This is a genomic window from Roseburia sp. 1XD42-34 (assembly GCF_009917385.1).
In the GTDB taxonomy this organism is placed as follows: domain Bacteria; phylum Bacillota; class Bacilli; order Bacillales; family Amphibacillaceae; genus Virgibacillus.
In genome coordinates, this window is the sequence record NZ_QWLJ01000069.1 from 1 (window position 1) to 6835 (window position 6835).

Annotated in this window: 7 protein-coding genes; 6 read left to right on the forward strand and 1 reads right to left on the reverse strand. The window is 35.0% G+C overall.

Annotated elements, in window-relative coordinates; genetic code table 11:
• A partial coding sequence (locus D1839_RS19680; protein WP_147358303.1) for a hypothetical protein occupies positions 1-909 on the reverse strand: 909 nt, incomplete at its 3' end.
• A gap of 420 nt (positions 910-1329) precedes the next feature.
• Here D1839_RS19680 and D1839_RS19685 point away from each other — a divergent pair.
• The 6 genes from D1839_RS19685 (at position 1330) to ddlA (ending at position 6695) form a co-directional block, all read left to right on the forward strand.
• A complete protein-coding gene (locus D1839_RS19685) occupies positions 1330-2028 on the forward strand; it encodes a hypothetical protein (RefSeq protein ID WP_199690446.1) in 699 nt (232 codons plus the stop codon).
• A gap of 188 nt (positions 2029-2216) precedes the next feature.
• Positions 2217-2786: a hypothetical protein gene (locus tag D1839_RS19690; RefSeq protein ID WP_120381466.1), complete on the forward strand. Its 570-nt coding sequence runs from the start codon at positions 2217-2219 to the stop codon at positions 2784-2786.
• Positions 2776-3075 carry a hypothetical protein gene (locus tag D1839_RS19695; protein ID WP_120381467.1) on the forward strand — a complete coding sequence of 100 codons (300 nt, stop codon included), beginning with the start codon at positions 2776-2778 and terminating at the stop codon, positions 3073-3075. The genes D1839_RS19690 and D1839_RS19695 overlap by 11 nt, the downstream gene beginning before the upstream one ends.
• A gap of 414 nt (positions 3076-3489) precedes the next feature.
• On the forward strand, positions 3490-4749 hold the full coding sequence (locus D1839_RS19700) for a surface carbohydrate biosynthesis protein (RefSeq protein ID WP_120381468.1): 1260 nt from the start codon (positions 3490-3492) through the stop codon (positions 4747-4749).
• A gap of 200 nt (positions 4750-4949) precedes the next feature.
• Positions 4950-5234: a hypothetical protein gene (locus D1839_RS19705; protein ID WP_147358304.1), complete on the forward strand. Its 285-nt coding sequence runs from the start codon at positions 4950-4952 to the stop codon at positions 5232-5234.
• 360 nt (positions 5235-5594) lie between these two features.
• Positions 5595-6695 carry a D-alanine--D-alanine ligase gene (ddlA, locus tag D1839_RS19710; protein WP_120381469.1) on the forward strand — a complete coding sequence of 367 codons (1101 nt, stop codon included), beginning with the start codon at positions 5595-5597 and terminating at the stop codon, positions 6693-6695.
• Positions 6696-6835 lie beyond the last annotated feature (140 nt).

The window sequence follows — 6835 nt, forward strand, 5'->3', positions numbered from 1 at the left end:
TTCAGCATTTAAATTTTGGTTGTTAGTTGTTACATGGGTTTGCTGTGGTTCAGCATTTAAATTTTGGTTGTTAGCTGGAACGTGAATTTGACGCGGTTCTAGGTTTAAATTTTGGTGAGTTGGATCTAAAAATTTGTCTTGGGTATGATGCCTTGGTTTCTTTGTATTACCATGTTTTTTTTTTGGCGTAATGGTATTTTTCCCTACGTTCCTAGTTTGGTCATGGATAGATTGCCGAAATTGTTTATTTCCTTTACTAAATGAAATAGTCTCCGTATTAGCTTGACTGCTGTATCCTCCTTGATGATGTGCTTCTCTCCTCGTGAAAGAAGGGGAACTTGGTTGGCGTATTCTATTTGAAGCAGCTGGTTGTTGAATATTAGACGATTGCAACATATTTTGCATCCGTCTAAATTCTGATCTGTTAGCTACATTATTTTTACTTCTAGCTTGACTTTCTTCCTTTAATTTTAGAAATGCCTGTTTCATCGTTTCAAATTCTTGTTTTAGTTCAAGAGCATTTATATGTTGGCTGTTAAGCATTGTATTTACCTTTTCAACAACCTCCGATTGCATTGCTTCCATCAATTGTTCCATCGTGTAGGTAATCTTGGCTAATTCTTGCTTCATTTGGTCAACGGAGTCATTCGTTTCTTCTATTTGCGAATTTAACGAAGTTAACTCCATCTCAGTATCTAATTCTTTTTCATAATATTCATTTTCCATTGCTTTTATCTCTCCTTTTAATTGAAACAGTTGTACTTTTAAATCGTAATTATCATCTTTCGCCTTTATATAATTTTGTAATAAGCCCTCATTCGTAATGGCATGAAGTGTTCGGCGGTGAAGTTCAAGTTCATTTTTCAACTGGTTAATTTCATCAACGTTAAATAGCTCATATCGATACATTCCAATCACCCTTTTACTTCACATTAATATACTATTTATGAAACGTTGATATGTGACACTATGCATAAGATTAAAAAAATAATTACTCTTAAATAAGGAAATCTTGAAGGAGAAAGTTCCTTATGTTAGATGTAGTTTCCTCCTGTACTAAATGGAGAAAGAGCGACGCCATGTATCCTTGTCAATAAATACACCGTTCCTAACGTCTTTTAAGGAAGAGCTAGCCAAAGTTATTTCAATAAATGGAAGAAAACAAGGAACCGAATTGTGCTTTTCTATTTTTATGCGTGGGGTTTCAACTTCATCACTGTTTAATGTTTTAAAACTTGTCCCAGTCATGATATTTAACCAAAACAGCATTTGTAACAATAAATCCGCTATTCGTCTATATCATTTTACACAGGAGATCATAAACTACTAGTGAAAAGAAACAAAAAACATTCGGAGGTGTTTGTGTTTATGCAAGCAGATAACTTAACAGGGGGTCAGGAACTCCTTTGTATTAACACAGAAAAAGTATATGATTGGATTATTAATGAAGCAACATTTGATCTGAATTTATTGGATCTGCCTTTACCCGTTAATCCAGTTACAGGTGTGCAACTAACCTGTGCTGATATCGACTTAGATACAGTAACTTGTACTGTTGAACCAGCAGAACTTACTCCAGTCGAAATTTTAGATCGAGTTGACCAACAATTTATTATTGATGGGGCAGAAGTAACATTACAGCTTGTAAACATTCGCAAAAATTTTACCGTTACTGTATCTGTTGGATTATTAACTGGAGGTACAGTCGAAGTAGGCGCTATTGATTTTTCACGCTGTGAGCAAGTGATTCTTTGTGCACCAGAAGGAACAGATATTAATGTAACGTTCACAGAGTTGGATTGTTTTATTTGTACAGTAGATTGTACGGCACTTACAACGATCGATACACTTGATTTAACAGTATCTGTTCGTCTATGCCAAAGTATTCAATCTACATTTGGTGTAACGCTTGAGCTTGTAGCAGAATTCTGTACACCAAGAGAAACACTTCCAATCCCTCCATGCCCATCGCCAGTATTGCCACCACAATGTCCAGTTGTTTTTCCAACTAATGGTGATAATGGATAAGTTGTCGGCATAATGATAAAGAGAGGAATATATCCTCTCTTTTATTTTTTTGCATGTAACGCAGGAAAGCTCTCTTGTTGGAGATTAGCTGCAAGCTTAAAAACGAGATGCGCGTTCCTTGTTAGATTCGGTTTAGCCTAAGCCATCTAAGTACTAAATGGAAACTTAATTTATAGGAGGTTATCCCATTGGATAAAATGAAGAGCATTCAAACAAAGTTGCTCCATTTGCAACAAATGAATGATGCGTATGTAAGGAAATTAAAATCTTTAGCAAAGGAACTAAAGCCAAAGCAAATACAAATCATTAGCTATTTTACATATTCACTTAATCTTTCTCATGAGGAAGACGGCGAAAATTTTATTATCGGTTCCTTTCACGTTAAAAATATAGGTATAAAACCGCTCCATAATCCGTTTATTTGCCTCAAACTGAAGTCTGAAGATATTTTTGATTTTTCTGGAAAATATTTTTATCAAGATACTCAGCAGAATATGCAGCTTGCCGATGCTTGGATTAGAATGAACGATAAGGATAATCAGGAAGAGTTTTGGTTAAAACCAAGTAGTCAGCAACTATTGAATCCACAAGAAACACTCACCTTTCAAAACTTTCAATTAAAGTGGTCTCCTATTATATCATACAATGGGAGTGTTACAGGGTTTGTTTATGGAGATGAAATAGAGGATGGAGTAAGTGCATTAAATCAAATGAGCATTAGTGGAAACGTAAAGGAGGAAGACGATTATGAAAAATGAGGAGATGGAAAAGTTATTTAATCAATCTGTTCGTTTGTTTTTAAAGAATCACTTAGAAACGCTAAACCAAGATTTGCAAGCTAATAATAGAAGTTTTGTCTATTTGGAAAATAATATGCTGCAAATGATGATGACCTATTTGTTTATGAATATGGACAATAAAGCAGAATCTCGGCATAATCAGGTGGATATGGAGAAATTGGAACAAATAGAAAGTGATCTGGATGCTATCATTGATGAAAATAAAAATGAATTTGAAGCGATTTTTGATCTGTTAGATAGAGAATAGAAAAAGGCACGAATCTATATTGTTTTTTTGAGAGATAAGAAAGCATAAAAATTTTGGGTTTGGGATAACGATATAACGGAATATCCACGTCGGGCTTAAGCACCCAGCAACTAGGCGACTTCACGAAATAGCCCTACGATAAGTCATCATCGGTTCGTGGTTAAGAGGGAGGCCGACTAAGAGCGGGCTTGCTGCTTGAAGTCGGCATACTCCTGTTGCAGGAGCATGATTCCTAAAACTTTAGTTGATTTGTTCCAGTCGCTACGTTGCTAAACGGGCGCTCTGCGCCTTTGTTCCACTATAGGAAAGTATAAGACTTTTTGGTTTGTAGTATAAGAAAAACAAAGGCTTCCGCCATAAGACTTGGCAGCCAGCCAAGTTTTTCTAATAAAAAAATAATAAGGTAGGAAAAATATGTCAGTAAAGAAAAAGTGGTTGTACTTACCAGTAGAAGTGAAAGTAAGGGAATTGGATGCAAAGCTATTATTGTCTTATTACGCAGCTTCCCAAGGTTATGCAGTCATAATCGGAGAGCATAAAATGGTAGAATTAGCTTTAAACCATTATCCCTCAGGTGTTTTTTTCTCAAAAGGTTATCCTTATCACGTTGGTCAGGAAGTAATTACCAGCGTAAAACAAAAGGGTCATAAAATAGTGGAATTAGATGAGGAAGGATTAATCATTCAAGGTAATGACCTATACTTACAGGATCGAGCAAGAGGAGAGTTACAAATACAGCTTGAACAAATTTATTGTTGGGGTGACTTTCAGAAGCAAATTCTTTCTCGCTCATCAAAAGCAATCGGAAATAAATCCCATGTAACTGGAAGCCCGCGAATCGACTTGTTAACTCCAAAATACCGAGAGGTCTATACAGAAGAAGTAAAGCAATTACGTAGTCAATATGGCACGTTTATTTTAGTAAACACTAGGTTTTCTCAGTATAATGCGGTGAGCGGGATAAAAGAAGTCCATCCACAAAGTAAGTACATGAAACGATTATATGAATATTTTTTACAAATGATTACGGATGTAAGTAAAGTATTTCCTCAATTAAATATAATAATTAGACCTCATCCCGGAGAAAACTTTACCGTATACAAGCAAATTTTTTCATCACAGGCGAATATTCACGTTCTTCATGAAGGCAATATTATTAAATGGTTACTGGCTGCCGATGTGGTCATTCATAATGGGTGCACATCAAGTGTGGAGGCTTTTCTTTTGGAGAAAAATATCATTACTTATGTGCCAATTACTTCATCGGTATATGATGTAGAATTGCCAAATCAGCTAGGAGTCAAAGCCACTAATAATCAAGAAGTTGTGGATATCATTCAGCTGATGCTTGACAAGTCAGAGTTATCATTAACCATGCAGAGCCGTACAGAGTTAGAGAATAATTTAGATCATTATTGCTCACATTTGAATCCATACTTTTCTTTTGAAAGAATCTTACATTTAATCAACACCATCCCAACTCCTGCTTCAACATATAATCCTGCTTCATACAAACCTCTCTATGCAAGAGAAAAAAAGTATATTAAATACTTTTTTTCTTCATTAAATAGTGAAGAAATTGAAAAATTCTTCATAAGGCTTAATAGAATAGAAGGAAGGGACCTTTGTTTATCAATTAAAAAAGTGGCCAGAAATTTATTTCAAATAAATTAACGGAGCTGCTTTTAATTTTAGCTCGAAATATAGGTTAAATGTTCGAATGTAGGATTTCTTTTAAAGAAAAGCATTTTCCTCGTGATCTTCCTCCGCTTCGCTAATTAAAATGAAATAAGGTTGGAAAACTATCAAATTAAAATGTGAGGCAGGTTTTTTATATCTAATATTCAGAACTTTGGTAAAATAATTTTGATGAAATGAAGCAACAGCTGGATGTCTATTTAATAGTTGATAGAGATTTTCATGCTCGGAGCGCAAAGCTAAGAATTAACGTTTTTAATATGGCTAATTACGAACAGACATGGCGTTATTTAAGCTTTTTAGAATACTTATGCTATCCAGAGCAACCGCGTATAGATTGTCCCGGTAGATTTGGTTTTTTCCCAGAATTTATAGAAGCTATAAACTTTATTTTAGGCTATTTTATCGTATTTAGCGAAGGGACTTATTTTTCTAAGGCCTTAAAAAAACGAGAGTCATAAATGTTTACTAACCATATGTATACGATTCGTATTATAATAGGAACAGACGACATCAATATTGTCATCTGTTTTATTTTTTAACTTTATTCATTACGCTATTGTGTGCTATTTTAGACGTATAGTTAATTTTTGTTGTTCAAAAAGCCTAGGAAATATTACCTTATTACTTTCCACTAGCCCAAACTTTTTAGGGTGTATCGAAAGTATTGTACATTGGTGCTACAGGAGTTAAAACTTGTGACTGTTTAAAGAGCCTTTGATTTATATTCTAGTTTGTAGTCTTTAAGTAGTCACACACCAGTATGAAGTTTAACAGCCTGTCCTTTTTGAACACATTATGATAAGGGAAGGACGAAAAACATGGAAAAGAAAAAAGTAGGGATTATTTTTGGAGGGAAATCTGCTGAGCATGAAGTGTCACTTCAATCAGCTAAAAATATTGTCGATGCAATTGATCGTGATAAATTTGAAGTTGTTTTAATTGGAGTTGATAAAGAAGGAAAATGGCATTTAAATGAACCGTCTTCCTACTTGCTCCACGCAGATAATCCGAAGCTAATTCAATTAAACAAATCGAACGAAACAGTGGCAATTGTTCCAGGAAAGAAAGAAAAACAGTTTATTCAAACTTCCCATGGAGCACAGCTTGACGATTTGGACGTTGTATTTCCAATTGTGCATGGGACATTGGGAGAGGATGGTAGTTTGCAAGGAATGCTACGTTTAGCTGATCTTCCATTTGTTGGTCCAGACGTTTTAGCTTCTTCCGTTTGTATGGATAAAGATATCGCTAAACGTTTATTACAGGCAGCAGGGATAAAAGTCGCAAACGGCATTGTTTACCGGAAAAAGGAACAACAAGTGATTGATTATGAAAAAGTTACCGAACAGTTGGGAACACCGCTTTTTATTAAGCCAGCCAATCAGGGATCGTCTGTTGGAATTAGTAAAGTGACAACAGAAGAAGAATTCTATCAAGGTGTTAAAGAAGCATTTAACTATGACCATAAAATTGTTATCGAAGAGTGTATTATTGGCAGAGAAATAGAGTGTTCTGTATTAGGAAATGAAGAGCCGAAAGCGTCATTACTAGGGGAGATTTTACCGCAAACAGAGTTTTATTCCTATGAATCTAAATATATTGATGAAAAAGGTGCTGATTTAGCGGTTCCGGCTGATGTTTCAGAGGAAACAACAAAGCGTATACAAGAGATTGCTATTCAAGCGTTTAAAGTATTAGAATGTGAAGGGTTGGCAAGGGTGGACTTCTTCTTAACAGAAGCAGGCGAGATTTATCTAAATGAAGTAAATACATTACCAGGATTTACTAAAATTAGTATGTATCCAAAGTTGTGGGAAGTAAGCGGACTTTCCTATCAAGATTTAATTACTACATTGATTGAATTAGCAATTGACCGTCATCAACAGGATCATGAATTGAAAAGCTCACTTTGGGATTAAACTAATTAATAAAAAAGCTTGATGGGATTGGGGTTACACTACATCATCAAGCTTTTTTTGAAGGATAAGAAAGCATTCCTGTAATAAAGCAAAATGAGGATTGAATAAAAAATGCCCCCTTGGTATGATACGAGGTGTCC

Excerpts from the sequence above, each read along its gene's own strand:
- D1839_RS19695 (WP_120381467.1), top strand. The coding sequence starts at position 2,776 with ATGAAAAATGAGGAGATGGAAAAGTTATTTAATCAATCTGTTCGTTTG.
- D1839_RS19700 (WP_120381468.1), top strand. The coding sequence starts at position 3,490 with ATGTCAGTAAAGAAAAAGTGGTTGTACTTACCAGTAGAAGTGAAAGTA.
- D1839_RS19705 (WP_147358304.1), top strand. The coding sequence starts at position 4,950 with ATGAAGCAACAGCTGGATGTCTATTTAATAGTTGATAGAGATTTTCAT.
- ddlA (WP_120381469.1), top strand. The coding sequence starts at position 5,595 with ATGGAAAAGAAAAAAGTAGGGATTATTTTTGGAGGGAAATCTGCTGAG.